The organism is Sphingobium anseongense (genome assembly GCF_037725245.1).
GTDB lineage: Bacteria > Pseudomonadota > Alphaproteobacteria > Sphingomonadales > Sphingomonadaceae > Sphingobium.
On the sequence record NZ_JBBJUL010000001.1, the window covers coordinates 235,736 to 260,214 of the forward strand.

General features: G+C 63.3%; 28 protein-coding genes and 1 tRNA gene. 16 read left to right on the forward strand and 13 right to left on the reverse strand.

The genetic code is table 11. From position 1 onward, the window contains the following. Nucleotides 1–97: 97 nt before the first annotated feature. A complete protein-coding gene (locus tag WG908_RS01115) occupies nucleotides 98–769 on the forward strand; it encodes a TetR/AcrR family transcriptional regulator (RefSeq protein ID WP_340184705.1) in 672 nt (223 codons plus the stop codon). Between the two features lie 137 nt (nucleotides 770–906). Here the strand turns inward: WG908_RS01115 and WG908_RS01120 are convergent, their stop codons facing one another. Beyond that, nucleotides 907–1,788, reverse strand: a complete 882-nt coding sequence (locus WG908_RS01120) for a TIGR03619 family F420-dependent LLM class oxidoreductase (protein ID WP_340184706.1) — start codon at nucleotides 1,786–1,788, stop codon at nucleotides 907–909. Between the two features lie 282 nt (nucleotides 1,789–2,070). Continuing rightward, the gene (locus WG908_RS01125; RefSeq protein ID WP_340184707.1) at nucleotides 2,071–2,463 is read right to left on the reverse strand and encodes a gamma-glutamylcyclotransferase family protein; all 393 of its coding nucleotides are present in this window, start codon (nucleotides 2,461–2,463) and stop codon (nucleotides 2,071–2,073) included. 39 nt (nucleotides 2,464–2,502) lie between these two features. Between WG908_RS01125 and WG908_RS01130 the strand changes: the two genes are divergently transcribed. Next, nucleotides 2,503–2,733 (forward strand): hypothetical protein, encoded by a 231-nt coding sequence (locus tag WG908_RS01130; RefSeq protein WP_340184708.1) that lies wholly within the window; start codon nucleotides 2,503–2,505, stop codon nucleotides 2,731–2,733. 106 nt (nucleotides 2,734–2,839) lie between these two features. On the opposite strand, the gene WG908_RS01135 is transcribed toward WG908_RS01130, so the two are convergent. The 5 genes from WG908_RS01135 to WG908_RS01155 all read right to left on the reverse strand — a co-directional run bounded on the left by WG908_RS01135 (nucleotide 2,840) and on the right by WG908_RS01155 (nucleotide 8,294). Then, nucleotides 2,840–3,580: a DUF72 domain-containing protein gene (locus tag WG908_RS01135; RefSeq protein ID WP_340184709.1), complete on the reverse strand. Its 741-nt coding sequence runs from the start codon at nucleotides 3,578–3,580 to the stop codon at nucleotides 2,840–2,842. 16 nt (nucleotides 3,581–3,596) lie between these two features. Further along, a complete protein-coding gene (locus WG908_RS01140) occupies nucleotides 3,597–4,256 on the reverse strand; it encodes a peptidylprolyl isomerase (protein WP_340184710.1) in 660 nt (219 codons plus the stop codon). A 47-nt stretch (nucleotides 4,257–4,303) separates the two neighbouring features. Beyond that, nucleotides 4,304–6,799, reverse strand: coding sequence for a DNA ligase D (gene ligD, locus WG908_RS01145; RefSeq protein WP_340184711.1), 2,496 nt, complete (start codon nucleotides 6,797–6,799; stop codon nucleotides 4,304–4,306). Between the two features lies 1 nt (nucleotide 6,800). Further along, the gene (gene ku, locus WG908_RS01150; protein ID WP_340184712.1) at nucleotides 6,801–7,712 is read right to left on the reverse strand and encodes a non-homologous end joining protein Ku; all 912 of its coding nucleotides are present in this window, start codon (nucleotides 7,710–7,712) and stop codon (nucleotides 6,801–6,803) included. A gap of 69 nt (nucleotides 7,713–7,781) precedes the next feature. Beyond that, the gene (locus WG908_RS01155) at nucleotides 7,782–8,294 is read right to left on the reverse strand and encodes an MgtC/SapB family protein (RefSeq protein WP_340184713.1); all 513 of its coding nucleotides are present in this window, start codon (nucleotides 8,292–8,294) and stop codon (nucleotides 7,782–7,784) included. Nucleotides 8,295–8,492: 198 nt separating this feature from the next. Between WG908_RS01155 and WG908_RS01160 the strand changes: the two genes are divergently transcribed. The 3 genes from WG908_RS01160 (at nucleotide 8,493) to WG908_RS01170 (ending at nucleotide 11,810) form a co-directional block, all read left to right on the forward strand. Then, nucleotides 8,493–8,951 (forward strand): hypothetical protein, encoded by a 459-nt coding sequence (locus WG908_RS01160; RefSeq protein ID WP_340184714.1) that lies wholly within the window; start codon nucleotides 8,493–8,495, stop codon nucleotides 8,949–8,951. Nucleotides 8,952–9,018: 67 nt separating this feature from the next. Then, nucleotides 9,019–10,539 carry a fumarate hydratase gene (locus WG908_RS01165; protein WP_340184715.1) on the forward strand — a complete coding sequence of 507 codons (1,521 nt, stop codon included), beginning with the start codon at nucleotides 9,019–9,021 and terminating at the stop codon, nucleotides 10,537–10,539. A gap of 59 nt (nucleotides 10,540–10,598) precedes the next feature. Beyond that, nucleotides 10,599–11,810: an MBL fold metallo-hydrolase gene (locus tag WG908_RS01170; protein WP_445326649.1), complete on the forward strand. Its 1,212-nt coding sequence runs from the start codon at nucleotides 10,599–10,601 to the stop codon at nucleotides 11,808–11,810. Between the two features lie 25 nt (nucleotides 11,811–11,835). On the opposite strand, the gene WG908_RS01175 is transcribed toward WG908_RS01170, so the two are convergent. Next, nucleotides 11,836–11,922: transfer RNA gene (locus tag WG908_RS01175), tRNA-Tyr, on the reverse strand. Between the two features lie 104 nt (nucleotides 11,923–12,026). Between WG908_RS01175 and rlmB the strand changes: the two genes are divergently transcribed. Then, entirely contained in the window at nucleotides 12,027–12,767 is a 741-nt protein-coding gene (gene rlmB / locus WG908_RS01180; protein WP_340184717.1) for a 23S rRNA (guanosine(2251)-2'-O)-methyltransferase RlmB, read from the forward strand. Nucleotides 12,768–12,810: 43 nt separating this feature from the next. Beyond that, nucleotides 12,811–13,593 (forward strand): hypothetical protein, encoded by a 783-nt coding sequence (locus tag WG908_RS01185; RefSeq protein ID WP_340184718.1) that lies wholly within the window; start codon nucleotides 12,811–12,813, stop codon nucleotides 13,591–13,593. Nucleotides 13,594–13,597: 4 nt separating this feature from the next. On the opposite strand, the gene WG908_RS01190 is transcribed toward WG908_RS01185, so the two are convergent. Continuing rightward, nucleotides 13,598–13,915 carry a 2Fe-2S iron-sulfur cluster-binding protein gene (locus tag WG908_RS01190; protein WP_340184719.1) on the reverse strand — a complete coding sequence of 106 codons (318 nt, stop codon included), beginning with the start codon at nucleotides 13,913–13,915 and terminating at the stop codon, nucleotides 13,598–13,600. A gap of 85 nt (nucleotides 13,916–14,000) precedes the next feature. Between WG908_RS01190 and WG908_RS01195 the strand changes: the two genes are divergently transcribed. The 3 genes from WG908_RS01195 to WG908_RS01205 all read left to right on the forward strand — a co-directional run bounded on the left by WG908_RS01195 (nucleotide 14,001) and on the right by WG908_RS01205 (nucleotide 15,392). Further along, complete coding sequence (locus WG908_RS01195) at nucleotides 14,001–14,618, forward strand: DNA-3-methyladenine glycosylase family protein (RefSeq protein ID WP_340184721.1); 618 nt, start codon at nucleotides 14,001–14,003, stop codon at nucleotides 14,616–14,618. Between the two features lie 2 nt (nucleotides 14,619–14,620). Beyond that, a complete protein-coding gene (locus tag WG908_RS01200) occupies nucleotides 14,621–14,869 on the forward strand; it encodes a DUF2188 domain-containing protein (RefSeq protein WP_340184722.1) in 249 nt (82 codons plus the stop codon). 85 nt (nucleotides 14,870–14,954) lie between these two features. After that, a complete protein-coding gene (locus WG908_RS01205; RefSeq protein WP_340184970.1) occupies nucleotides 14,955–15,392 on the forward strand; it encodes a response regulator in 438 nt (145 codons plus the stop codon). Here WG908_RS01205 and WG908_RS01210 read toward each other — a convergent pair. Together WG908_RS01210 and murA are read right to left on the reverse strand one after the other, a co-directional pair. Next, the gene (locus tag WG908_RS01210; RefSeq protein ID WP_340184723.1) at nucleotides 15,337–16,869 is read right to left on the reverse strand and encodes a sensor histidine kinase; all 1,533 of its coding nucleotides are present in this window, start codon (nucleotides 16,867–16,869) and stop codon (nucleotides 15,337–15,339) included. The genes WG908_RS01205 and WG908_RS01210 overlap by 56 nt on opposite strands. Further along, entirely contained in the window at nucleotides 16,862–18,145 is a 1,284-nt protein-coding gene (gene murA, locus WG908_RS01215; protein ID WP_340184724.1) for a UDP-N-acetylglucosamine 1-carboxyvinyltransferase, read from the reverse strand. The genes WG908_RS01210 and murA overlap by 8 nt, the downstream gene beginning before the upstream one ends. 201 nt (nucleotides 18,146–18,346) lie before the next feature. On the opposite strand from murA, the gene WG908_RS01220 reads away from it, so the two are divergent. Further along, nucleotides 18,347–19,081: a Crp/Fnr family transcriptional regulator gene (locus WG908_RS01220; RefSeq protein ID WP_340184725.1), complete on the forward strand. Its 735-nt coding sequence runs from the start codon at nucleotides 18,347–18,349 to the stop codon at nucleotides 19,079–19,081. 11 nt (nucleotides 19,082–19,092) lie between these two features. Here WG908_RS01220 and WG908_RS01225 read toward each other — a convergent pair whose 3' ends face one another. Next, entirely contained in the window at nucleotides 19,093–19,659 is a 567-nt protein-coding gene (locus WG908_RS01225; RefSeq protein WP_340184726.1) for an HNH endonuclease, read from the reverse strand. 121 nt (nucleotides 19,660–19,780) lie between these two features. Between WG908_RS01225 and gluQRS the strand changes: the two genes are divergently transcribed. The 5 genes from gluQRS to egtD all read left to right on the forward strand — a co-directional run bounded on the left by gluQRS (nucleotide 19,781) and on the right by egtD (nucleotide 23,865). Further along, a complete protein-coding gene (gluQRS, locus tag WG908_RS01230; RefSeq protein WP_340184727.1) occupies nucleotides 19,781–20,692 on the forward strand; it encodes a tRNA glutamyl-Q(34) synthetase GluQRS in 912 nt (303 codons plus the stop codon). 9 nt (nucleotides 20,693–20,701) lie between these two features. After that, nucleotides 20,702–20,938: a twin transmembrane helix small protein gene (locus WG908_RS01235; RefSeq protein ID WP_340184728.1), complete on the forward strand. Its 237-nt coding sequence runs from the start codon at nucleotides 20,702–20,704 to the stop codon at nucleotides 20,936–20,938. A gap of 1 nt (nucleotide 20,939) precedes the next feature. Then, complete coding sequence (locus WG908_RS01240) at nucleotides 20,940–21,509, forward strand: cob(I)yrinic acid a,c-diamide adenosyltransferase (RefSeq protein WP_340184729.1); 570 nt, start codon at nucleotides 20,940–20,942, stop codon at nucleotides 21,507–21,509. 122 nt (nucleotides 21,510–21,631) lie between these two features. Continuing rightward, entirely contained in the window at nucleotides 21,632–22,900 is a 1,269-nt protein-coding gene (gene egtB / locus WG908_RS01245; protein ID WP_340184730.1) for an ergothioneine biosynthesis protein EgtB, read from the forward strand. Between the two features lie 2 nt (nucleotides 22,901–22,902). Then, nucleotides 22,903–23,865 (forward strand): L-histidine N(alpha)-methyltransferase, encoded by a 963-nt coding sequence (egtD, locus tag WG908_RS01250; RefSeq protein WP_340184731.1) that lies wholly within the window; start codon nucleotides 22,903–22,905, stop codon nucleotides 23,863–23,865. On the opposite strand, the gene WG908_RS01255 is transcribed toward egtD, so the two are convergent. After that, nucleotides 23,866–24,456 (reverse strand): peptidylprolyl isomerase, encoded by a 591-nt coding sequence (locus WG908_RS01255; protein WP_340184732.1) that lies wholly within the window; start codon nucleotides 24,454–24,456, stop codon nucleotides 23,866–23,868. It abuts the gene before it with no gap. Nucleotides 24,457–24,479: the final 23 nt, after the last annotated feature.

Here is a 24,479-nt window from a genome sequence, read left to right on the forward strand (position 1 = left end):
GGGAATATGCATCCCGCATGAAACCGCTATATTGCGCGACACATGATCGAAACATTCGGGCGCCCGGGGCGGACGCAAAGGAAAGACGGCCGGATTTATGACCAAACCTCTTCCCACCAAGGAGGCCATGATCGTGGCAGCCGAGCGCCGCTTCGCCATGCATGGGCTGGAAGGGGTTTCGCTCAGGCAGATCGCCCTGGATTCCGGGCAGCGCAACGAATCCGCCGCGCATTATCATTTCGGCTCGCGCGAAGGTCTGATCCGCGCCATCCTCGATCATCGCATATCGGCGCTCAACCGGCGGCGCGAAAAGCTGCTTGAAGCGGCCAAGCGCGAACAGGGGAAGTCGATCTCTCCGCATTCCATCGCATCCATCGTGATCCTGCCGATGGCCGATGAGATATTTCTGAACTGGCGCAACTGCTATTGGGTGCGATTCATTTCGCAGCTTTTTGCCATCGACAAGTTCACCTATTTTGCTGACGAGTTCGAATCCACTTCTCCAGCGTTGTTCGAAGCCAATGGCCTGATGAAGACCATCCCTGGAATAGATCCAGCCATACTCGAAGTGCGCAGCGACATATTGCGCCGGGACGTCGTCTGGGGCCTGTCTCGTGTGGAAGCCATGTCCTTTCGGGAAAGCCGCGAAATGTGCGAACTGCACATCGCCAATCTTATCGACATGATCGCCGCAGGCATTTCCGCCGTACCCTCCAGCGATACATTGCTCAAGGCCAAGGCGCTCGGCCTGCGGGAAACAGACAGTTAGAGTTGCTTCCCTTCAATGAAAGCATGCGATTGACCGAAAACAGCGCAAGAACAAAGCTAGGGACGATCGATCCGCTGCAATCGAATCAACCGTTCGAAAGGGCGGACATGTTCAGATGCCCTCGACCCGTCGCAACCTTAGCTGAACGAACGGACGACGCGGTGGAGACGGTCCAGATTTCGCCATTGATTGTCGGCGGTATCCTGCAGAAATGTGAACAGGATCCTGCGAAAACCCATGGAATAAAGCTGCTCCACCCTTTTTTCCAGATCGGCGCTGGCTGTCACATAGTTGGCAAGCGGATCAATCACCACGGTGTGATCGAGATCGTCGAATGACCGGCCGGCTTTGTCGCATGCCACGCGCAGCTCATCCATCAACGACTGCATGACGTCCCCCTGATCAACCGGGACCCAGCCGTCGCAATATTCCACGATCCGGGCGATCGCATGGGAATTCCACGCGCCCATAAGGATAGGAGGCCCATTTTTCTGAAGCGGCTTGGGACCGCACCACATCGGCTCGAAATGGACCATTTCGCCTTCGAATTCCGCAATATCGCTGGTCCAGATTTCACGAACGGCCAGCATGGATTCGCGCACCCACTTCCAGCGTTTGGAAAACTCCATCCCGTAATCGGCCATTTCCTCGGCGCTCCAGCCGGCGCCGATGCCCAGTATGACCCGCCCCTGCGACATGCGGTCAAGAGTAGCGATGGCCTTTGCCAGCCGGATCGGATGATGTTCGGTCACGATCAGGATCGACGTGCCGATCTTCAACGTCGTCGTGGCGGCGGCCACTCCCATCAAGGAAACGAACGGATCATAGATTTCGCGGTAGGCATCGGGCGTTTCCCGATAATTGGGCCTCAATGACTTCTGGCCGGTCGGAACGTGAGAATGCTCGCCGAACCACAGCGATTCAAAGCCGTTGGTTTCAAGCCATGCACCAAGTTCGCCAGGAGCGATGGTGTAATTCGTTGCCGCCGTGCCAAGCCCAAAAACGGGACCCTCACTCATCCTCTTCTCCTTCACTTTCGAATCGCTTTTATATTTTGCGGCATAGCTACGACATCTTCATGGCCAAGGAAATTTGATCTTGCGGGCCATTTCCGGATTTGGCGACGTCCCGCGCCGGATAATGGCATTGACGATCATCGCACTGAGCCAGTCCTGGTGGGGAGCGTCGATCGGCGCCTTGCTCGCCGGGTCCGGCGCTGGCGCGCTGGCCTTGATAAGCTACGCGATTGCGTTCTGGGCATCGACGTACCGCCCCGGCTCACCGATCGCCGGGCGCATAGGTCAGCGCAGGAAGTCACCGCTTCCGATCCGTTCCAGCGCGCGCGCGTCATGAGCATAGATGTAGGTCCAGGCCTCGATCGGATCATGCTTGTCGCTCACAACCATGATCCGCTCGCGTCGATATTCGCGCGGCTCAGGCCAGCTTTCGGAACATTGCTCATGCTCATCGAGTATGGCGAGCGCCGCAGCAGGGTCATCCAGCACAACAATATCGCCAATGACCCAGCCCCCATCGTCCGCCACCATTCCGGGATAGTCATCGACGCGATAGAGGCTACCGCGGGCCCTGCCCCGCCCGGCCAGTCGCCCTGCTGCATGCAACCACGCCGCCATCGGATCATCATAGCCGGCGCGAAGCGTTCCATAGACAAACAGCAGGTCAGGGGCGCTCATCTGCCTACTCTCGATATGTCCGTCATGCATCGCCCTACCATGCGAGCAGCGATCCCGCGAAACTTACGTTCGTTCAACGATGTGCTCCTCATATCAAAAAAGCCGCCAGGGGAAGACCCTGAGCGGCTTTTTATGGCACCGGCCGGCAAGCCGGCAGATGAACATGATTTAGGCGAACAGCACCGAATAGAAAGTCAGCATCTGCGCGCCGACCGCAACCAGCACCACAACGCCCTGAGTGGCATGACGCATGATATTTGCTCCCGTTAATAACCGCTTACCGCAACCGCGAAAGCTATGGAAGCGCTATGACCCCGTCATGCCGTTGTAACAATCGCAAAGCGCGGCATCGCGATTGCAGCAAATGCAACCGACGTTACTCCAGCGCGGCGATCAAAGCCTGAGCCGCCGCGGGATTGCGCTCCTTGGCGCCGCTGATGAAGAAAACGAACATGTCGCCGCTATCCGCCATCTGCCGCGCGGTTTTCGCCCAGTCGGCGATTGCCGGCGCAGCATAGCCGGTTGGTTCATCTGCCCGCGCCCGCATCAGTCGGCCATAGGCGAAACCGACGTCGCGGCCCTCGATCCGGGGGTAGTCCTCATGATCGGCCAGCACGACCGCAGCCCCCGCCGCCTGGGCCATGGCGAGAAAGGCGGGATCATCGAAACTTTCGTGCCGCACTTCCAGCGCGTGGCGCAGCGGCACGCCATTCACGCTGGCGGGCAACATTTTGAGAAAGGCCGCGAAATCATCGGGGTCGAACTGCTTGGTCGGCATGAACTGCCACAATATCGGACCCAGCCGGTCGCCCAATTCGACAAGGCCCTGATTGACGAATTTCGCAATCGAATCGCCCGCTTCCGCCAGCCGCTTGCGATTGGTGCAATAGCGCGACGCCTTGACCGCAAACTGAAAGCCTTCCGGCACCGTCCTGGCCCAGCCAGCGAAGGTCGCAGGCTTTTGTGTGCTATAATAGGTGGCGTTGATTTCGGTCGCGGTCAGATGCTGCCCGACATAGGCCAGTTCGTCCTTCTGCCGCAGCCCCTGCGGATAGAAAGTCCCACGCCACGGCTCATACACCCAGCCGCCTATGCCTATCCTGATCCGTCCCGCCATCGACGTTGCTCCTGCCCTACCGCACCGGACGCTTGATGCCGATCAGCCACGGCTTGACGCGCCCGGTGGGCTTTGCCTTGCCGTCGATCCTCACCGCGCGGATGATCCGCACCGGCTTGAGGATCATCTGCCCGCGCATCACCCCCGATCCGCCGCCGGTCGGCACCGCCAGGATGCGCCGCACCGTGTCCATGCCAGCGACGACATGGCCAAAGGCGGCATAGCCGATATAATCGCCCCGCGCGTCCATATTGGGGGTCGGCCCGATGGTGATGAAAAAATTGCCCATCGCCGAATCGGCGCGATTGGGTCGCGCCATCGAAAGCGTGGCATCGAGGTGGGAAATCCCGGTCTTGCTGGTCGGTTCGTGCGGGATCGGCGGAATCGCCCGGCGCGCGTCTGTATCGATGCCGCCCTGGATCAGGCCATAGGTCGGCGCGCTCTTGCGCCGGGCGGCGCGGTAGAATGTCGTGCCGTCGAACCGGCCGTCATCGACATAGGCCAGGAAATTTGCCGACGTGAGCGGCGCCCGTTTCAAATCGACAGCAACGGTGATCGCCCCCTTATCGGTTTCGATCCGCACCCGGGCATAGCCGGGCGTCGGGCGATTGGTCGGCACTGCGACGCCGAATGTCGGCAGGCTCAGCAACAGGACAAACAGGATCAGACGGATCATGATGTCCCTCTAACCGCACCGGGCGGCGATTTCCAAGCATCGATGCGTCAAAGCGCGGGCAGCGCCTGATCGGCCTCGCCCCAACCCGCCAGTGCGCGGGACGCCGCGCGGCGCAGCAGTTCCTCTACATCGCGCACTGTGAAGGGATGCGCGTCCTTCAGCGCGTCCAGCTCATCCCAGCCGAGCGGCACCGCAACGCTGGTGCCGGGCCGCGCACGCGCCGAATAGGGCAATATGGCAGTTGCCCCGCGCTCGTTGCGCAGCCAGTCCAGGAAGATGCGGCCCTTGCGCTCGCTCTTGCGCATGTTGGCGGTGAAGCGGTCGGCATGCGACTGCGCCAGCGCGCGGGAAAAGCGGCTGGCGAAATCCTTGACCGCCGGCCAGTCGGCAGACCGGTCAAGCGGCACCACGACATGCAGCCCCTTTCCTCCCGACGCCATCGCGAAGCTGACCAGCCCCATTTCGGCGAGCAGGTCGTGCAACTGCACCGCAGCGCGCTTGACCACGCCAAAGTCCAGCCCCTCGTCCGGGTCGAGATCGAACACCATGCGGTCGGGATGCTCGATATCGCTGGCCCGAGCGCCCCAGCCATGAAATTCGATGGTCCCCATCTGCACACAGCTCAGCAGCCCCGCGCCGTCATTGACGACCAGATAATCCTCGGTTCCGCCCTTCTTTTCCGTGATGGCGACATGGTCGACATGATCGCCAAAGCTGCCCGCATCATGTTTCTGAAAGAAACAGTGCTTCGCTCGCCCCTGCGGACAGCGCACCAGGCTGACCGGGCGATCCGCCAGCCAGCGCAGCAGCGGGTCGGCAAGCGCAGTATAATAGGCGGCAAGTTCGCCCTTGGTAACGCTGCCGTCGGGATCGGTGACCCGCTCGCCGCTGGATATGGCGATCCCAAAGGGCTTGTCAGGCCTAGTTGCGGCTGGACGTTCGGCAACAACGTCGCTCGCCGGCTTGTCCTCCCGAAGGCCCAGGAAACTGGCATGGCGCACGACATTGTCAGCCGTGAATTCGGCAAAGGCCACCTCGGCGACCAGTTGGGGCCTGACCCAATTTACGCCCTTCGCCGCGACGCGGGGCACGTCGGCAGGAGCGGTCTTGCGCTTGAGCGGGCGCAATCTGGCCAACAGCATGTCTTCGACCTCGGCTGAAAAGCCGGTGCCGACGCGCCCGGCATAGCGCAGCGCCTCCCCATCATGCAGACCCAGCGCCAGCGAGCGCAGGCCCCGGCTCGCCTTGTCGCTTTCGATATAGCCCAGGATCACGAATTCCTGCCGCCGGGTACATTTGATCTTGAGCCAGTTGCGCGATCGTCGGCCCTGATAGGGCGCATCGGCGCGTTTGGAGATGATCCCTTCATAGCCCGCGCCGCACAGCTTATCGAACAGCGCCTCACCGCCATCCGTCATATGATCGGCATAGTGGATCGGTTCCCCGACCCCTTCGAGCAGCGCTTCGAGCTGCGCCTTTCGCTCGACATTGCCAAGACCGGTCAGATTCTCGCCGTCCCGCTCAAGCAGGTCGAACGCGAAATAATGCATATCGCCGCCATGTTTGAGCGCGGATTGCAACGCGGAAAAGCTCGGCCGCCCATCCTTGTCCAGCGCGACCACCTCGCCATCGATCAGCGCGCTGCCCGCGGCGATCCCGCCTGCCGCCTCGACGATCGCACCGAAACGGTCGGACCAGTCCAGCCCGGTGCGCGTATAGGCCCGCACCCCGTCGCCGCCGATCGCCAACAATATGCGATAGCCGTCATATTTGACCTCGTGCAGCCAACCCTTGCCGCCCGGCACGGCATCGACCAGCGTCGCGAGTTGCGGTGCCCGAAACGGCGGGCACTTGCCGGCCTTCAGCTTTCGCTTGGGGAGCTTGGGCGCGGGCTTGCCCGTTGCATTGGCCGCTGCGGGATCGGCCTTCGCCTTCTTCGCATCGCTATGCCACACCGGATCGTCGCCCGCAGCGATCTGCGCCATCGTCCGGCCGCTCGATACGCTGGAAAGCGCGCCGTCGACAAGCGTTCCAGACGCCCCGGCATGAGCATCCTCGACCTTGCGCAGCAACCAGTTCTCACGCTTCTCGCCCGAACGCGGCTTCATCCGTACCAGCAACCATTCGCCCTTCATCCGCTCGCCATGCAGGATGACGTGCACATGCCCCTCCTCGATCGTCTTTTCGGGGTCCTTGCCGCCCACCGCCTCCCACGTGCCGCAATCCCACAGCATCACCGTGCCGCCGCCATATTCTCCCCTGGGAATCGTTCCCTCGAACGCAGCATAGGCCATCGGATGGTCCTCGGTCCGCACGGCCAGGCGCTTGTCGGCTGGATCCAGGCTCGGCCCGCGCGTCACCGCCCAGCTTTTGAGCACGCCGCCCATTTCCAGTCGCAGGTCCCAGTGCAATCGCGTTGCGGCATGCTTCTGGACAATGAAGACATGGCCTGCCCTCGCGCCGCGCTTCCCCTTTGGTTCGGCTGTCTTCTTGAAGTCGCGCTTGGCATTATAGGTCGCCAGCGGATCCGCGCGCGCGGCCATGTCAGGCACTCTTGCGCGCGCGCGGCGACGCGGCAGGTTTCTTCGCCGGCGCCTTCTTGGGCGCGGCCTTGGCGCCAGGCTTGTTTGCCGGAGCGGCTTTGGCCGGCGAACGCGATGAGCCTCCGCCCTTGTCGATCGACTGTTTGAGCGCCGCCATCAGGTCGATGACGTTCGACCCGCGTGATGGCGCCTTGTCCTCCCGCTCCAGCGCCACCTTGCCGGTCTTCGACTTGCGCTTGCGCTCGATCAGGTCCTTCAGCGCGTCGACATAGCGGTCGTGGAAATCCGATGCATCGAACTTCCCCGCCTTCTTCTCGATGAGCGTGGTGGCAAGGTCCAGCAGATCCTCGTCCGCCTTCGAATCGCCGATGTCGCGGAAATAGCTCGCAGCCTTGTTGACTTCGTCGGCATAGCGCAGCGTTTCCAGCACCATTCCCCGGCCGCAGGGTTTGAGGCTGACCACATATTCGCGCCCGCGCAGCGCCAATTGCCCCAGCCCCACCTTGCGCGTCTTGCGCAGCGCCTCGCGCAACACCACGAAAGCTTCTTCGGCCAGGTCGTCGGCGGGAACGACATAATAGGGCTTGTCATAATAGATTGCGTCCACCTCGCCGACATCGACAAACTGGGTCAGTTCCAGTGTCTTCTTGCTCTCCAGCTTCACGCCCTCGATTTCCTTTTCATCGAGCAGGACATATTCCCCCTTCTCGAATTCGAACCCCTTCATGATCTCGTCGCGGTCGACCGGGCCGATCCCGTCCACCACCTTTTCATAATGGATGGGCTTGCCGCTCGGTTCGTGAATCTGGCGGAACGATACCGTCGCCCCGCTCTTGGTCGCGGAATAGATTTCGACGGGAATGGAGACGAGAGCCAGCCGGATCTGGCCCTGCCAATATGCGCGTGCGGCCATGATATATCACCTTCATTGCAGAGCCGATTCAATCCCGCCGGGCGCTGGTGGTTCCTTGAGCGTGACGATTCAGTCGTCGCTGATCATGCCTCGCCGATTGGGTGGTCGCACATCGCCATGCGCTTCATCCGCCGGATCGATCGACCGGGGCGGCATGAAGCGCTTGAGCAGCGTGAGAACCGTCAGCACGACAAGCGCGATCGCGCTCGACACCACCACCAGCGCGAACTGGCCCGCGCCCGCCGCGATGCCGATCGCCGCCGACATCCACAGGCTCGCGGCCGTGGTCATGTTGCGGACATCGCCGCCGCGCACGAAGATGAGGCCGCCGGCGATAAAACCCACCGCCTGCGCCAGTCCCTGGATCGCGCGCACGGGGTCGCTTTCCTGCCCATGACTATTCATGTCCTTGGCGATCAGCAGCGCGGAAATCACGATCATCGCGGAACTCAGCGACACCAGTGCATGGGTTCGCAGCCCGGCATCATGCCCGTGCCATTCCCGTTCGAACCCGATCAACAAGCCGATGAAAGTCGCCAGCCCCAGCCGGACGGCCATCATGGCCCAATCGCCATCCATCATCCGATCACCATTTCCGCGCTTTCGTGCCCTGGCAGCGTGTCTTCGCGGACATCTCGTGCTGGGCGGTCATAGAGTGCCTCCTGTTTCGCAATCAACGCCCCGCTTGCCCGGCGGTTCATCGCGTCGGTCCATCGGGGCTGGCCGATTGCGCATCTATCGCCTAGCAGCCGATCGGATCAACGGAGACCCGACCCCCAGATGCGCTATTTTCTAGACACCGAATTCAACGGCTTTGGCGGCGCACTTATCAGCATGGCGCTGGTGCCTGAGGATGGCGACCAGGAATTCTATACCTCGATCCCGCTGGAGGATGAAGTCCACCCCTGGGTCGCGAGCCACGTCATCCCCTATCTGCGCCATGTACCGCCGGGCGTGGATTATGAGCTGAGCCGCGTCCACGCCGCCGAGCATATCGCTGCCTATCTCGCCGGCGATCCCGCCCCCGTCATCATCGCCGACTGGCCCGACGACATCGCCTATTTTTGCCAGTTGCTGCTGGTGGGACCAGGGCAGATGGTCACCGTCCCGCATCTGCGCTTTGAACTGGTCAACGCTGCGGGCTTCAGCTCGGCCGCCACCAGCAAGGTGCCGCACAATGCGCTGCACGACGCGCGCGCCTTGCGCGACTTCTATGCGGTCTTCGGGACCGAACGCTGAATCTGGACTTGGGGCTTCAAAAGATTATAGCCCCCCGGGAAGACAGGACCAAAAAGGACCAGGGTAGATGACGCTCATCAAGACCGCCGACCTTATCGAGAGCGTCGCCGACGCGCTCCAGTTCATCAGCTATTATCATCCGATGGACTATATCCGCGCGTTGGGCGAAGCCTATGAGGCCGAACAATCGCCCGCCGCCAAGGACGCGATCGCGCAGATCCTGACCAACAGCCGCATGTGCGCGGAAGGGCATCGCCCGATCTGCCAGGACACCGGCATCGTCAATGTGTTCGTCAAATGGGGCATGGACTGCCGGCTGGACGATACATCGCTGTCGATGCAGCAGATCGTCGATGAAGGGGTGCGCCGCGCTTACCTTCACCCCGAAAACAAGTTGCGCGCGTCGGTGCTGGCCGATCCCGCCTTCACCCGGCGCAATACCAAGGACAATACCCCGTCCGTCCTGCACGTCGAAATGGTGCCGGGCAACAAGGTGACGGTGGACGTCGCGGCCAAGGGCGGCGGCAGCGAAAACAAGTCCAAGTTCAAGATGATGAACCCGAGCGATTCGATCGTCGACTGGGTGCTGGAAATGATCCCGCAAATGGGCGCTGGCTGGTGCCCGCCCGGCATGCTGGGCATCGGCATCGGCGGCACGGCGGAACATTGCGTCCACCTCGCCAAGAAGGCGCTGATGGAGCCGATCGACATGGGACCGCTGAAGGCGCGCGGGCCGCGCAACGACATCGAAGCCCTGCGCATCGAGATTTTCGACAAGGTCAATGCGCTCGGCATCGGCGCGCAGGGACTGGGCGGGCTTTCCACCATCCTGGACGTCAAGATCATGGACGCGCCCTGCCACGCGGCGGGCAAGCCGGTGGCGATGATCCCCAATTGCGCCGCCACCCGCCACGCGCATTTCACGCTGGACGGCTCCGGGCCCGCCTATCTGGAACAGCCCAACCTGTCCGAATGGCCCGACGTCAACTGGACGCCGGACAAGGCGGCGATCCGCGTCGATCTCGACACGCTGACGCCGGAGGTTGTGCAAAGCTGGAAGCATGGCGACCGGCTGTTGCTGAACGGCAAGATGCTGACCGGCCGCGACGCCGCGCACAAGCGGATCAAGGATATGCTGGAAGCCGGCGAAGAGCTGCCGGTCGAGTTCAAGGGCCGCGTCATCTATTATGTCGGCCCCGTCGATCCGGTCGGCGAGGAGATTGTGGGTCCGGCAGGGCCGACGACGGCCACCCGCATGGACAAGTTCACGCGGATGATGCTGGAACAGGGGCTGCTCGCGATGGTCGGCAAGGCCGAGCGCGGCCCCATGGCGATCGAGGCGATCAAGGATCACAAGAGCGCCTATCTGATGGCGGTCGGCGGCGCGGCCTATCTGGTCGCCAAGGCGATCAAGGGATCGACGGTGGTCGGTTTCCATGACCTGGGCATGGAGGCGATCTACGAATTCGAGGTGCAGGACATGCCCGTCACCGTCGCGGTCGACAGCGAGGGGCAGAGCGTTCACCATCTCGCGCCGCTGGTGTGGCAGGAAAAGATCAAGCGCGAAAAGCTGCTCGAAGGCGCGTAATGCCGGCGCGGCGGCGTGGATCGAACTCATGCTGGGTATATGGAGACTGAATGTCGCCCATGTTGATCCTGGTCCTCCGCCGCCTCGCCATGGCGCTGCTGTTCGCGCTGGTCGCGCTGTGCCTGGCGATAACCATCGTGCCGCCCTTTCTCGACCGCATTTATTATCGCGGGCCACCGAGCCGCCATTATGACGGCGCGCATTTCTTCAATCCCGATGGCGAAATCAGCCCGCCTTCGCCGCCCGGCCAAAAGCCGCAGGGGTTCGTCGCACGCTGGCTGCTGGGGGCCGACGACCGCCCGCCATGGCCGGACATGGTTGCTGTCAAGCCATCGAAGCCCGATCCCTTCGCCGCGCCACGGGGGATGCGCGCCACATGGGTCGGCCATGCGACCGTGCTGGTGCAGGCGGCGGGGCTCAACATCCTGACCGACCCGATCTGGTCCGACCATGCAAGCCCCCTGCCCCCCTTCGGCCCGAAGCGCGTCGCGCAGCCCGGCATCCGCTTCGATGACCTGCCCAAAATCGACCTGGTCCTCGTCAGCCACAACCATTACGACCATCTGGATCTGCCGACGCTCAAGCGCCTGTGGCGACGGGACGGGCCAGCGATCGTCACCAGCCTTGGCAACGATGCGATCCTTGAAAGCGCGGGCATCCCCGCCACCGCGCTCGACTGGGGCCAGTCGGTGACCGGCGCCGCGCTCAATCGCCTCGCTCCCCAGGCCGTCATCCAGTGCGGCAGCTACGAACATTGCCCCGACTACCGCGTCCACGTGACCCGCAACCATCATTGGAGCAGCCGCACCGGCACCGATCGCAACCGTGCGCTCTGGTCCAGCTTCGTGATCACGACCCGCGCCGGGAATATCTTTTTCGCTGGCGATACCGGGGCGGGCGACATGCTGTGGCCGGCGGAAGCCGTGCGCATCGGCCCGATCCGGCTGGCCATCATCCCGATCGGCGCGTTCCGCTTCTGGCCGGGACAAATGCAGTCGGACGCGCATATCGGGCCGGAACAGGCGGTCGAGGTCTTCCAGCGCCTGCGCGCGTCGACCGCGATTCCCATCCACTGGGGCACCTTCCGCCTGTCTTACGAACAACGCGATACGCCGCCCAGAATGCTGGAAGCATATCTCCGCTGCGCCGGCATCCCCCGCCCCCGCTTCGCTTCCTTGCGCATCGGGCAGCAGATCATGGTGCCAACCTACAGCGCGGTGCCCCAGGAAAAGCGCCATTGCGACACAGGAGCGATCAAGGCGCTGCGTTGACTTGGTTGTGCCGAAGATAAGAGAATGGTGGACAGGGCTGGATTCGAACCAGCGTACGGGAAACCCGGGCAGATTTACAGTCTGCTGCCTTTAACCACTCGGCCACCTGTCCAGTGCCTGACGTCGGCCTGCCGCAAGGGGCAAATCCGCGCTGGGAGGGCGCTCAATGGCGAAAGGAGGCTTGCCTGTCAATGCTTCCCGTGAAATGAGCGGCGCATGAAAAGAGGACATCGCACAGGTAAGCCCAAAGCCGGCTTTCCCCGCTTCTACGGCCGCCATGCGGTCATCGCAGCGCTCGCCAACCCTGATCGGATCGTGCGCAAGATATGGGGGACGCGCGAAACGCTGAGCGGGCTCGAACTGCCGCCGGTGCTGCCCATCGTTTATGCCGATGCCGCGGACCTGGGGCGGATGGTGCCAAGCGACGCACCGCATCAGGGCATCGTCGCGGAGGTCGAGCCACTGGACGACGTCTGGCTGGGCGACGCGCTGGAAGAGGGTCGCGACGACAATCGTACGGTTCTGGTCCTCGACCAGGTTACCGACCCCCATAATGTCGGCGCGATCCTGCGTTCGGCCGCCGCCTTCGAAGCGCTCTGCATCGTCACGCAGGATCGGCATGCACCGCCCGAATCGGGCGTGTTGGCCCGTGCCGCTTCGGGAGCGCTGGAAATCATGCCCTGGGTCCGCGTCGTCAACCTCGCTCGCGCACTCGATGAAATCGCGGAGGCCGGCTACTGGCGCATAGGTCTCGATGGCGCGGCGGAGACGCATCTGGCGCAGGCGATCGGCCAGTCGCGCGTCGCGCTGGTCCTGGGCGCGGAAGGTGACGGCCTGCGTCATAACAGCATGGCGCATTGCGATATTCTGGCTAAATTGCCCATCAGCCCGCGGATGGAGAGCCTGAACGTCTCCAATGCCGCGGCCATCGCCCTGTACGCCGCCGCCAGCCGGTAGCGCAGCCGCCGGGGCGGCGGGTTGAAGCAAGGGGGAGATCGGCATGGGAAAGACGATGCTGCGGGGCGCGCTGGCGCTGGCAGGTGCGCTGCTGCTTTCGGGGTGCCTGGTGACGCCCGGCAAGTTCGAGTCCCATCTGGACATCCGCGCCGACCGCAGCTTCACCTTCGCCTACAAGGGCGAAATCATCGCGTCCGACATGGGCAAGGATGTGAGCGGGTCAGACACCGGACCGTCCGACGAAACGCTCGACGCGACGCCACAGGCAGAACAAAGCGCGTTCAGCACGGCGATGCTGTGGCGGGAACAGTCAGCGCCATCATCGGGCGGCAAGGATGACGAACCATTTTCCGGCAAGCCATCAGCGGACGAGGAAACGCGCCTGCATGCGATCGCCGCGGCGCTACTGAAGGAAAAGGGTTTCCGCTCCGCGCGCTACATGGGCAACAAGCGCTTCGAGATCGACTATGCGATCAGCGGATCGCTGACCCACGCCTTCCTGTTCCCGTTCAATATCGACGCGCAGATCGTGCTGCCCTTCGTTGCGATCGAACTGCGCGGCGACGACAAGGTGCGCGTCAAGGCGCCCGGTTTCGCCAACAGCGCGGACAAGGGGCAAGGGCCTATGATCGGCGGCGGAGGACCGGACGACGCGGCTGCCAAGGCGCTGGATGGTGTCTTTACCCTGACCACCGATGCCGAGATCGTCAGCCAGAATCAGGAAGACGGGGCGAGCGTGACGCCGCGCGGCCGCCAACTCCGCTGGATCGTCAAGCCGATGACGAACGAAGCACCGATGGCGGTGCTCCGGCTCCAGCCCCGCTGAAAACTCAGTCCTCGGGGGCGATGGTCACACGCAGGCCGTCGGTCGCATCGCTCAGCACCACCTGGCACGACAGACGGCTGGTTTCATTGCGATGGTCCGAGCTGTCGAGCAGGTCGTTCTCGTCCTCGCTGATCGCCGGCAGGACATCGGCGAAGGCGGGGTCGACATAGACGTGGCAGGTCGCGCACGAACAGCATCCGCCGCACAGCGCCAGCAGTTCGTCAAAGCCGGCGTCGCGGATAACCTCCATCACGGACAGCCCGTCGCTGCCCTCGATCGTCTGTTCTTCGCCCGAGCGGTTGACCACGATCAGCTTCGGCATATACCCAATCCTCTATATATTTCCCGCGCCGCTATTACGGGCGCGACGTCGGAAATCAAGTGCCACGCCGCCAAGGATCAACGTCATGGTAAACAGCGCCGAGCAGTTGCGCGCCAGTTTGGACGCGCTGGCGGTGATCGAGCCGGGTTTTGCCGCCGCTCTGTCGCGTGCGGGCTACCCCGAACCCAGGATGCGCGAGCCGGGCTATGAAACGCTGCTGCGGACCATCGTCGGGCAACAGGTCAGCGTTGCCGCGGCCGCAGCCGTCTGGCGCCGGCTGGAGGCGGAACTGGGCGAAGGATGTGCGCCGCAAGCGCTGCTGGCGCGCGACTATGACGCGTTACGCGCATGCGGCCTGTCGCGCCAGAAGCAGGGCTATGCGCGCAGCCTGGCTGAACTGGTGCTATCCGGCGAACTGGATCTGCATGCGCTGCCCGCCGACGATGAGGAAGCGATCGCGCAACTCATACGGATCAAGGGCGTGGGTCGCTGGTCGGCTGAAATCTACCTGTTATTTGCCGAAGGTCGCCCCGACGTCTGGCCCGCCGGCGACCTGGCCGTCCAGATCGAAATCGGCCGCATCCTCGGCCTGTCCGAACGCCCCGGCGAAAAGGCGACCCGCGCGCTGGCCGAACCCTGGCGACCCCACAGGGGCGCTGCCGCCATCATGGCATGGCACCACTATAATATCGAGGTACTCTGACCATGTCGCAAGCCCGCCCCCTCCCCCACGCCCGCTATATCGTTCTCGAACATGAGGGCGCGTGGAAGATCAATCTGGACAATAGATATTTCGGTCCCTTTGCAACGCGCGACGCGGCAACGGCAATGGCGACCGATACGGCGCGCAAGGCGAGCGAAGGCGGTTATCCGGCGTCGGTGCTGCTGATGATCGATGGCCGGTTCGATACGTTATGGACATCGACAGCGCCGGGCGATGCTGCACTGCAATAAATCGTCATTGGCATAGGGAACCGTACCGTCGCCCGATCATTTCCCTTGATCGAAGTTATGTTTTTACCATTGGTATCGGGAAATGATGCGCAAGCGGGTATTGATCGTCGAAGACGAGATTTTCGTCGCTCTGGAACTGGAGCAGGCGGTCGAATCGGCCGATTTCGATGTCGTCGCGATCGCCGCCGATAGCGCGTCGGCGCTCGACGCCGCCGATCAGTGCGACATCGCCCTGGTCGATCTCAACCTGCGCGACGGGCCGACCGGCCCTTCGATCGGCGTCACCCTGGCCAGCCAATTCGGCGTGCGGGTCATCTATGTCACCGCCAATCCGGCGCAGATCGGTGAGGCCGCCGCAGCAGCCATGGGTGTCATCGTCAAGCCGTTTCGCGCCCAGAGCGTTCAGGGCGCGCTGCGCCTGGCAGCTTCCGAACATATCGACAGCGGTGCCATGGATATCACCGGCTTTACGCTTTTCCAGCAGCCGCCCGGCTCAATGACCGGGATGGAATCCAGAGGCTGACCTCCAAGCCTTCGGGCTTCCAGTTCCGTTCGATCCGCCCGCCCAGTTGCCGCTCCGCACTCAGCGCCATCAACCGGCTGCCAAAACCCGATCCCCGATCATGGTCGACGATCGGCGGGCCGCCGGCCTCCCGCCAATCGATCCGGTACATGTCACCTTCCATAGCGACAGTAATGGCTACGCTGCCCGCAGAATTGGACAGCGCCCCATATTTCGCCGCATTGGTGGCCAGTTCATGGAACAGCAGCGCCAGCGGCGTCGCCGCGCGATCATCGACAATCGGATTGGCGCCACTGACATGCACGCGCGCAACGCTGCCGTCGGAATAGGGCGCCAACAGCTGGTCCAGCACGCCGCGCAACGTCCCCTGGCCCTGCCCCAGCATGGGCGCCGAATTGGCGCTATGGGGGCGCACGAAATCATGGGCGCGCCCCAGCGCCAGGATACGATCCCGAAGATCGTTGGCGATATCGCGAATTTCGGGATGTTCGCGCGCCGACAAGCCGATCAGTCCGGCGATGACCGAAAATATGTTCTTGATCCGGTGCGACAGCTCGTGCGCGATCATCTCGCGCTCTTCCAGCATCAGCTTCTGTTCGTGAATCTCGGTGCAGGTGCCGATCCAGCGAATGATGACCCCGCGTTCGTCGCGGATGGGCAGCGCCCGGCCAAGCGTCCAGCGATAATCGCCGCTATGGTCGCGCAAGCGATATTCGATCTCATAGGAATCGCCGGTTTCAAGGCTGTGCCGCCATAATTCCCACGCCCGCTGCCGATCGTCGGGATGGAACATGCCATTCCACCCCTCGCCATCGGTCGAACCCTCCGGCATCCCGGTATATTCGTACCAGCGCGCATTGTAATAATCATGATAGCCGTCGGGCAGCGTCGACCACACCATTTGCGGCATCGCATCGGCCAGGGTCCGAAAGCGGACTTCGCTATCGGCCAGCGCCGCCGCGTCGCGCTGCTGACGGGCGATCGTGTCATGGTCGCGACGCCGGCCTTCCAGTTGCGCGACCACTTGCCGCGCCAGCAATGCCAAACCCTGATGCTGCAGCGGCGTCAACGCCGCGCGCGGTTCAACATCGATCACGCACAAGGCGCCCAGCGGCACGCCTTCGCCAGAAATCAGCGGCGCGCCGGCATAGAAGCGAATATGGGGCGGCCCCGTGACCAGCCCATTGTCGGCAAAACGCGGGTCCAGCCGCGCGTCGGGAATGACGAACGCATCGTCACCCCGCATCGCATGGGCGCAAAAGGACAGCGAGCGCGGCGTTTCCTGTGCCTCCAGCCCGGTGCGGGCGATGAACCGCTGGCGTTCCGCCTCGACGATGCTGACAAGGCAGATAGGCGTTTCGCAAAGCGCCGCGCCGAACTCTGTGATGTCATCGAGGGCTTCGAAGCCGCCCGCGTCAAGATCGTAAAGTGCGAGCAGCGCCGCGCGATCCGTCTCCAGCCCGCACCACTCAGCCATCGCTGACGCGCTCGATATCCGCGCCCACCGCCGACAATTTCTCTTCCAGACGCTCGTATCCGCGATCGAGATGATAGACCCGGTTCACCTGCGTTTCGCCTTCCGCCGCCAGCCCCGCCAGAATCAGGCTCATCGAAGCACGCAGGTCGGTCGCCATCACCGGTGCGCCGACCAGCCGATCCACGCCCCGCACAACCGCGGTCCGCCCGTTGACGCCGATATCCGCCCCCATCCGCGCCAGTTCGGGCACATGCATGTAGCGATTCTCGAAAATGGTTTCGGTCAGCACCGACGCGCCGCTCGCCAGCGTCAACATTGCCATGAACTGCGCCTGCATATCGGTCGGAAAGGCTGGAAAGGGCGCTGTCGACAACGTCAGCGGCTTGAGCTTGCCATCGGCCGCGACGTGGATGCTGTCCTTCTTCTCTTCGACATGCACGCCCGCGTCGCGCAACGCCGCGATGATCGCATGCATGTCGGCCGCATTCGCGCCCACCAGCTCCAGCGATCCGCCGGTGATCGCCGCCGCACAGGCATAGCTGCCCGCTTCGATGCGGTCGGGCATGACGCTGTAGGTCGCGCCGTGCAATCGCTGCTTGCCGTGGATGACCAGCTTGTCGCTGCCCACGCCCTCGATATCGGCGCCCATTGCCAGCAGCAGCCGGCACAGGTCGACGATTTCCGGCTCTCGCGCGGCATTTTCCACTATGCAGGTGCCGCTCGACAGCACGGCGGCCATCAGCGCGTTTTCGGTCGCGCCAACCGACACCACCGGGAATGTATATATGCCCCCCGGAAGCCCACCGTCCGGCGCGCTGGCCCGCACATAGCCGGCGGTGATCTCGATGGTCGCGCCGAACGCTTCCAGCGCCTTGAGGTGCAGGTCGATCGGACGGTTGCCGATCGCGCAGCCGCCCGGCAGCGACACCGTCGCTTCGCCCGCGCGCGCTAGCAAAGGCCCCAGCACCAGGATCGAGGCGCGCATCTTGCGGACGATGTCGTAGGGCGCCTCGGTCGAGGTTACCCGGCCGGCGCGCAACGTCATCACGCGGCCGAAATCCTCGGGCCGCGCGCCTTCGATCATCGTCGAAACGCCCAACTGGTTGAGCAGATGGCCAAAGCTGTCGACATCGGCGAGACGCGGCAGGTTGCGCAGCGTCACCGGTTCGTCAGTCAACAACGCGCAGGGCAGCAGCGTCAGGGCAGCATTCTTCGCGCCGGAAATGGGAAGGCGGCCATTGAGCGCTTTGCCGCCGCGAATATCAATGCGGTCCATGGGTCTCGCTCATAACGGCTAATACGCCGCGCGCAAGGCGCTCGCGGCGCTTAAGGCGGCCCCGGCGGCCGATGCGGCGACTCCTTTCTGACCTGCCCCCCCAAAGCTTGATCGAGTTTAGTGCGCGGACGGAAAATGCAGCCAAAAGACCGCTCGGGCGTTCTGCCATCGTAACGACAATGAACAGGAGAAGGTCACCAGGTGGCAGCAAGTTGTTTTGCCGACAGGCTGGGGAAGCAGATTCCCCTGTCGGATGCGGAATTGAAAGCGTTGGCCCGGCTGGAGGAAACCCAGCGCAAAGTGCGCAAGGGCGCGATCATCCAGCGCGTCAACGATACGGTGACCGAACTATATGTTCTGCGCCATGGCCGGGTCATGAGCTACGTCATCCTCCCCGACGGCAGCCGCCAGATATTGCGAGTCTATTTCCCCGGCGATTTCATCGGCGCGGCCAGCACCGTTTACAGCAAGGCGCCCGAATCGCTGGTCGCCCTTGACGATTCGGTCATATGCCCCTTCGACAAACATGCGTTGCGCCGCCTGCTCGAAGAACATCCGCGCGTCGCCGCGCTGATGTTCGTGCTGTCCAATGCCGAACGGATCTCGTTGACAGACCGGCTGGCCTCGCTTGGCCGTACATCGGCCAAGGCGCGTGTCGCCGCCTTTTTGCTCGACATTTTCGACCGGATGCGCGTGACCAATGATGAAATCACCGACAGCTTCGACCTCAAGCTGACACAGGAAGAAATCGGCGACGCGGTCGGACTTACCTCGGTCCACGTCAACCGCATGATCCGCCAGATGGAACAGGAAGGCCTCATCAGCCGGTCCAATGGCCGCATCACCCTTCACGACATCGATCGCCTCGGCGACATCGGCCATTACACCAACCGCCACAAGGATCTCGACCTGTCCTGGTTGCCCGCGCTGAACTGATTAGCCGGGCCTCAAGCGAGCAGTTCGACATCCCAATAGAGCCAGTCGCGCCAGCTTTCATGCAGATAGCCCGGCGGAAAGGCGCGGCCATGTTCCTGCAACTGCCAGGTGGTCGGCCGGATCGGCTGCACATGCAGCCGCATGCCCGCTTCCCTGGGCGTCCGCCCCCCCTTGCGCAGATTGCACGGAGAACAGGCGGTAGCGACATTTTCCCAGGTGGTTCGCCCGCCGGCGCGGCGGGGCACGACATGGTCGAACGTCAGATCCGTTTGGGTCCCGCAATATTGGCAGGAAAATTTGTCGCGCAGGAACAGGTTGAAACGGGTGAAGGCGGGATGTTCGGACGGCCGAACATATTGCCGGAGCGCGATGACCGAAGGGATTTTCATCTGGAGGCTGGGGCTGTGCACCTCCCGCTCATAGCTGGCGACGATATCGACCCGGTCCAGGAATACCGCCTTGATCGCGGTCTGCCATGGCCAAAGGCTCAGCGGATAATAGCTAAGCGGCGTATAATCAGCGTTCAGAACCAGCGCCGGGCAGTTTTCCGGATGCCGTATCAGGTCGGGATGGTACATAGAAAGCTTCTACCCCCTTTTGCCCCCTCGCGTCGAACGCGCTGATCGGCCAGCTTGGTGACAACAGCATGACAGCATTAACCAATATGAGCCGTCAAGAGCCTGTATGAACGCCGTGCCCATGCCACAGCATATAGTGACCCGCTTCGCTCCCAGCCCGACCGGACGGCTCCATGTGGGTCATGCATGGTCGGCGCTTCTGGCGCACGACCTGGCGCGGGCGACCGGCGGGGCGTTCCGACTCCGGGTCGAGGACATTGACGGCGCGCGCAGCCGGCCCGAGCATGTGGCGGGGATCATCGAGGATCTGAATTGGCTCGGCATCGATTGGGATGGGGAAGTCGTTTTCCAGTCGCAAAGGCTCGCCTCCTATGACGTCGCGCTCGCCCACCTGCGGGACATGGATCTGCTTTACCCCTGTTTCTGCTCCCGCGCCGACATCGCCGCCAGCGCTACCGCGCCCCATGGCCCCGAAGGTCCGCTATATCCAGGCACCTGTCGCGCCCTGCCGCAAGCGGAACGTGATCGGCGGATCGACGGGGAAGCGCATGCCTGGCGGCTCGATATGGCAAAGGCGGTGGCCCGGACCTGCGACCCTGAGTGGAGCGCCCTGGCTTTGCCCGACATCGCCGGGGACACCCTTGAATATGGGATATTGCCTCGGGCGATGCGTCGGCGCGCCACCCCACTGGCTGCGGGGGATGTCGTCCTCGCGCGCAAGGACGCGCCGACCAGCTATCACCTGTCCTGCACGCTCGATGACGCCGCCATGGGGGTCACGCACGTCCTGCGCGGAAGCGACCTGTTCGCCGCCACCCATATCCACCGCCTGCTCCAGGCGCTGCTCGACCTGCCCTCGCCGCTCTATGTGCATCACCCGCTGTTGCTTGGCCCCGATGGCAGGCGGCTTGCCAAGCGCTCCGGTTCGATTGCGCTCGCCGATCTGCGGGCGCAGGGCATGAACCCGGCCCGCCTGGTCGCCAACCTGCGTGCAAGGGTGTTTCCGGTTGGAATATCGCTGGCAAGCGCCTAGATAGGGGGCATGAACACAGTCCTCGTCATCGCCCTCATTCTTGCCATGGCCGCGACTCTGTTCGCGCTCATCCGCGGGATCGTCGCCTTTCTGCAAACGACGAAGGAAGAACTCAACCTGCCCGAAGGCACGGTGCGGCCATCCAGCCTCAAGCAGAACAAGATGATGTTCAACCGCATCTTCTTTCAGGCGGCAGCAGTGCTGATCGTCGCACTGCTGTTGCTGATGAACGGCGGCAGCCAGTAAATTGGTCAAGCTCAACAAGATCTATACCCGCACCGGTGACGCGGGCACCACCGGCCTCGTCGATGGATCGCGCCTGCCCAAACATGCCCCCCGGATGCAGGCGGTCGGCGACGTCGATGAAGCCAACAGCGCAATCGGCCTTGCAATTCTCGCCATCGGCGACGCGCCCGAAGCGCGCTGGCTCCAGACGGTTCAGAACGACCTGTTCGACCTGGGCGCCGACCTCGCCACGCCGATACCGGACGGCGAAGACGAACCCTGGGCGCTGCGGATCATCGCCAGCCAGGTCGCCCGGCTGGAAGACCAGATCGACATGATGAATGCCGATCTCGCACCACTTGACAGCTTCATTCTGCCCGGCGGTTCTGCGGCGGCCGCCGCCGTCCACCTCGCCCGCGCGATCGCCCGCCGCGCCGAACGCAGCGCCACCGCGGCGGCCGCCGACGTCCCCCTCAACCCGCAGGCGCTCGCCTATATCAATCGCCTCTCCGACCTCCTGTTCGTCCTTGCCCGCCGCCTGAACCGCAATGGCGCGACAGACATCAAATGGGTGCCCGGCGCGTCGCGATAGAGCGACGGGACGTACGACCGCCTGGCTGCCGGGCGGAGCATATCGACGTCGAACGGACACAATTACGGCTTAATGCATTGTGACCTGAGCGAGAACGGCGCCACCGTATCGAGGGGACAGGCATGAGCGTGGGTCAAACGGCGAGCGGACGCGAGGCCCTCGCCATACACTATCAGGCGGTCAGAAATCTTACCGAGGCCCTGGCCGCCGGTCTGAGCGATGCCGACGCTACCGTCCAGTCGATGCCGGACGCCTCTCCGGCAAAATGGCATCTCGCCCACGTCACCTGGTTCTTCGAAACCTTCGTGCTGCGCGACCATGTACCGGACTATCGCCTGTTCGACGAAAACTACGCCTATCTGTTCAACAGCTATTATGAGGCCGAAGGACCGCGTCATGCGCGATCGCTCAGGGGCATGCTGACCCGGCCGTCACTCGCCGATATCCTCGCCTGGCGCGCTCATGTCGATGATGCGATGAACGCGGCCCTGCCCCGATTGGCTTCCACCGCGCGCGACCTCGTTACGCTCGGCCTCCACCACGAACAGCAGCATCAGGAACTGCTTCTTACCGATATATTGCATGCCTTTTCACTCAACCCGCTGGAGCCGGCGCTGTTCGAAGCGGCCAATGCATTGCCCGCTCCGGTGCCCGGACCGCTGCGCTGGATCGAGGGCGCGCGGGGACTCGTCGAGATCGGCCACGACGGCTCCGGCTTCGCCTTCGACTGCGAAGGACCGCGCCATCCCGTTTGGCTCACGCCGCATGCCCTTGCAAACCGTCCCATAATCAACGGCGAATGGATGAATTTCATCGCCGATGGCGGCTATGCCGATCCGCGCCACTGGTTGTCCGACGGTTGGGCCTGGGTGAGGGATGGGGGGATAGAGGCGCCGCTCTACTGGCGACATGAAAATGGCGGTTGGACCCGTTTCGGCCATGACGGTCGCCGTCCGGTCAACCCTGCCGCGCCAGTCACCCATATCAGCCTGTATGAGGCCGACGCTTATGCCAGCTGGGCAAATGCGCGTCTTCCCACAGAAGCCGAGTGGGAAAGCGCCGCGCGGACCCTTGCACCCTTGTCCGGCGTTCAGCTCGACACCGCCGCCTGCCCCCGGCCGCGCGCGTGCGAGCATGAGGGGAGCCACCTGGCTCAGATGTTCGGCGACGTGTGGGAATGGACGGGCAGCGCCTATCGTCCCCATCCCGGTTTCCGCGCGGCCCCCGGCGCGGTCGGCGAATATAATGGCAAGTTCATGTCCGGTCAGTTCGTGCTCAAGGGCGGCAGTTGCGCCACCCCGCGCGGTCATGTCCGGGCAAGCTATCGCAATTTCTTTTACCCGCACCAGCGCTGGCAATTTACCGGCCTGCGCCTCGCCAGGGATCTTTAGCCATGCTTCTGACCGACGACGCCCCGCACCAGGGCAGTCACCGCCCCATCGGTTCGCCATTCCTGCGCGACATAGTGCACGGCCTGTCGCAACACCCAAAGGCGACGCCGCCGATCTGGTTCTACGACCGGCGCGGTTCTGAACTGTTCGACGCGATCACCAATCTGCCCGAATATTACCCGACTCGCACCGAAACCGCGCTGCTCGCGCGCCATGGCCCGGATTTCCGCGCAGCGATCGGCACCGGTCGCGCGGTCATCGAATTCGGCGCGGGCAGCGCGCGCAAGACGCCCCATCTGCTCGCCGCGATCGAACCGGCCGCCTATGTGCCGATCGACATCAGTGGCGATTATCTTGCCGAAAGCAGCGCAGCCCTCGCCCAGGGCTTTCCGGGCCTGCCGGTGTTGCCGCTGGTCGCCGACTTCATGACGCCTGTCGCTTTGCCGCCCGCCGTCGCCGCGTTGCCCAAGCTCGGCTTCTTCCCCGGATCGACCATCGGCAACATGGAGCCGGCGGCGGCGGTTGATCTGCTGCGGGGGATGCGCGGTTCGCTGGGCGATGGCTCAATGCTGCTGATCGGCATGGACCGGATCAAGGATCGGGCCATCCTCATTCCGGCCTATGATGACGCCCAAGGCGTAACCGCCGCCTTCAACCTCAATCTTCTGCAACGCGTCAACCGCGAACTCGACGGTGACCTGCCCGTCGACGCCTTTGTCCATCGCGCGATCTGGAATGACGATGCAGCAAGGATCGAAATGCATCTGGAGGCGCAGCGGGACATCGCCTTCAACATCAACGGAATGCGCTTTACGATGCAGGCGGGCGAGACGATCCACACCGAAAGCAGCCACAAATACGGCTCTCGCGACAGCCGCCTGTTGCTTCGCGCGGGGGGCTGGAATCCCGCACGCGAATGGACCGATGAGGACGGACTATTCTCTTTGATCCTCGCAAAAGGCTGATCAGGGCAAGCGGCGCGCGGTGATGATGCGCACCGGATGTTCGAGCATCTGCCCTTTCATCACACCCTCGCCCAACGTTGCGGACTTGGGCGCCGCCACGATCGCCTTGACGATATCCAGCCCTTCAACGACATGCGCGAACACCGCAAATCCTGCATTGTCGCCCTGCGCCAACGGGTTGGCATCCATCGCCGGCATGGTGCCCAGCACGATGAAGAAGTCGCCATTGGCGCTGCCCGGATCATAGCGCGCCATCGACAGTGCGCCATCGTCATGCCGCAACCCGGTCTGACTGGTCGGCTCATGTGCGATCGGCGGCAGTATCCGCTTGGGATCATTTTGCGCACCGCCCTGGACGAAGCCATAATCGGCCGATCCATAGCCGCGATAGAAACTGGTCCCGTCCAGTCGCTTTTCCACCGCATAGCGCAGGAAATTGCCTGCCGTGACCGGCGCCTTGTCAAGATGCAGAAGAATGACGATCCGACCCGCACTGGTGTCCAGCGCCACCCGCACATCGGACGGCGCTTGCGCCGACACGGGCGAAACCAGGAACAGGGTGGACAGCAACAGGGTGAGCAAACGGATCATGTCGGCAACCTAGCCCGGCATCG

Coding starts and splice junctions, on each gene's coding strand:
- WG908_RS01210 (WP_340184723.1), bottom strand. CDS start 16,869: ATGGCTGAGTGGTGCGGGCTGGAGACGGATCGCGCGGCGCTGCTCGCA.
- WG908_RS01125 (WP_340184707.1), bottom strand. CDS start 2,463: ATGAGCGCCCCTGACCTGCTGTTTGTCTATGGAACGCTTCGCGCCGGC.
- WG908_RS01190 (WP_340184719.1), bottom strand. CDS start 13,915: ATGCCGAAGCTGATCGTGGTCAACCGCTCGGGCGAAGAACAGACGATC.
- WG908_RS01155 (WP_340184713.1), bottom strand. CDS start 8,294: ATGATGGATGGCGATTGGGCCATGATGGCCGTCCGGCTGGGGCTGGCG.
- WG908_RS01235 (WP_340184728.1), top strand. CDS start 20,702: ATGAACACAGTCCTCGTCATCGCCCTCATTCTTGCCATGGCCGCGACT.
- WG908_RS01115 (WP_340184705.1), top strand. CDS start 98: ATGACCAAACCTCTTCCCACCAAGGAGGCCATGATCGTGGCAGCCGAG.
- ligD (WP_340184711.1), bottom strand. CDS start 6,799: ATGGCCGCGCGCGCGGATCCGCTGGCGACCTATAATGCCAAGCGCGAC.
- WG908_RS01140 (WP_340184710.1), bottom strand. CDS start 4,256: ATGATCCGTCTGATCCTGTTTGTCCTGTTGCTGAGCCTGCCGACATTC.
- rlmB (WP_340184717.1), top strand. CDS start 12,027: ATGAAAAGAGGACATCGCACAGGTAAGCCCAAAGCCGGCTTTCCCCGC.
- WG908_RS01255 (WP_340184732.1), bottom strand. CDS start 24,456: ATGATCCGTTTGCTCACCCTGTTGCTGTCCACCCTGTTCCTGGTTTCG.
- murA (WP_340184724.1), bottom strand. CDS start 18,145: ATGGACCGCATTGATATTCGCGGCGGCAAAGCGCTCAATGGCCGCCTT.
- WG908_RS01120 (WP_340184706.1), bottom strand. CDS start 1,788: ATGAGTGAGGGTCCCGTTTTTGGGCTTGGCACGGCGGCAACGAATTAC.
- WG908_RS01165 (WP_340184715.1), top strand. CDS start 9,019: ATGACGCTCATCAAGACCGCCGACCTTATCGAGAGCGTCGCCGACGCG.
- WG908_RS01135 (WP_340184709.1), bottom strand. CDS start 3,580: ATGGCGGGACGGATCAGGATAGGCATAGGCGGCTGGGTGTATGAGCCG.
- WG908_RS01200 (WP_340184722.1), top strand. CDS start 14,621: ATGTCGCAAGCCCGCCCCCTCCCCCACGCCCGCTATATCGTTCTCGAA.
- WG908_RS01225 (WP_340184726.1), bottom strand. CDS start 19,659: ATGTACCATCCCGACCTGATACGGCATCCGGAAAACTGCCCGGCGCTG.
- WG908_RS01205 (WP_340184970.1), top strand. CDS start 14,955: ATGCGCAAGCGGGTATTGATCGTCGAAGACGAGATTTTCGTCGCTCTG.
- ku (WP_340184712.1), bottom strand. CDS start 7,712: ATGGCCGCACGCGCATATTGGCAGGGCCAGATCCGGCTGGCTCTCGTC.
- egtD (WP_340184731.1), top strand. CDS start 22,903: ATGCTTCTGACCGACGACGCCCCGCACCAGGGCAGTCACCGCCCCATC.
- WG908_RS01195 (WP_340184721.1), top strand. CDS start 14,001: ATGGTAAACAGCGCCGAGCAGTTGCGCGCCAGTTTGGACGCGCTGGCG.
- WG908_RS01170 (WP_445326649.1), top strand. CDS start 10,599: ATGTTGATCCTGGTCCTCCGCCGCCTCGCCATGGCGCTGCTGTTCGCG.
- WG908_RS01185 (WP_340184718.1), top strand. CDS start 12,811: ATGGGAAAGACGATGCTGCGGGGCGCGCTGGCGCTGGCAGGTGCGCTG.
- WG908_RS01130 (WP_340184708.1), top strand. CDS start 2,503: ATGCGAGCAGCGATCCCGCGAAACTTACGTTCGTTCAACGATGTGCTC.
- egtB (WP_340184730.1), top strand. CDS start 21,632: ATGAGCGTGGGTCAAACGGCGAGCGGACGCGAGGCCCTCGCCATACAC.
- gluQRS (WP_340184727.1), top strand. CDS start 19,781: ATGCCACAGCATATAGTGACCCGCTTCGCTCCCAGCCCGACCGGACGG.
- WG908_RS01160 (WP_340184714.1), top strand. CDS start 8,493: ATGCGCTATTTTCTAGACACCGAATTCAACGGCTTTGGCGGCGCACTT.